Origin of the sequence: Rhodoferax lacus, from assembly GCF_003415675.1 — a bacterium.
GTDB classification, from domain to species: domain Bacteria; phylum Pseudomonadota; class Gammaproteobacteria; order Burkholderiales; family Burkholderiaceae_C; genus Allorhodoferax; species Allorhodoferax lacus.
Genome location: NZ_QFZK01000063.1, coordinates 1 through 567, shown reverse-complemented (window position 1 = coordinate 567; position 567 = coordinate 1). Strand labels below are relative to the sequence as shown.

Annotated in this window: 1 protein-coding gene and 1 pseudogene; both read right to left on the bottom strand. The window is 66.8% G+C overall.

Annotation, left to right across the window (positions count from 1 at the left end; genetic code table 11):
• Positions 1-427: aldehyde dehydrogenase family protein (locus DIC66_RS22790; RefSeq protein WP_117180460.1), on the bottom strand; the 427-nt coding region annotated here is incomplete at its 3' end.
• 9 nt (positions 428-436) lie between these two features.
• Positions 437-567, bottom strand: a pseudogene (locus DIC66_RS22785) (dihydrodipicolinate synthase family protein); the annotation flags it as partial.

Genomic DNA, 567 nt, shown 5'->3' with positions numbered 1-567 from the left:
CCACCACACCGATGGGCTCGCGGGTGATTTCCACGCCGATGTTCGGACGCACCGAGGGCAGCGTGTCACCGGCCATGCGCAGGCACTCGCCTGCAAAGAACTTGAAGATGTGGCCGGCACGGGTGACTTCGCCAATGCCTTCCGGGCGGGTCTTGCCCTCTTCGCGTGCGAGCAGCGTGCCGAGCTCTTCGCGGCGGGCCAGGATCTCGGTGCCGATCTTGTCCAGTGCATCGCTGCGCGCCTGGATGCCGCTGGTGCTCCAGGCGGGAAAGGCAGCGCGGGCGGCGGCCACGGCGGCTTCCACGTGGCTGGCATCACCCTGGGTATATTCGCCCACCACATCGGCCAGGTTGCTGGGGTTGAGGTTGGGGCTGGAGGCGGGGCCAGAGACCCACTCGCCGTTGATGAAATTGGAATGGACGGTCATGGTGTGTTCTTATCGGCCCCAACGCAGGACCAGTGGGTCCAGGCGTTTGGCGGTGTCCAGCAGGCCGCGGCGCACTTCGGGGTGCATGGCGGGAAAGGGATGGCGCGGGTCTTCGCAGGCGATGATGCCGCCGGCCTTCA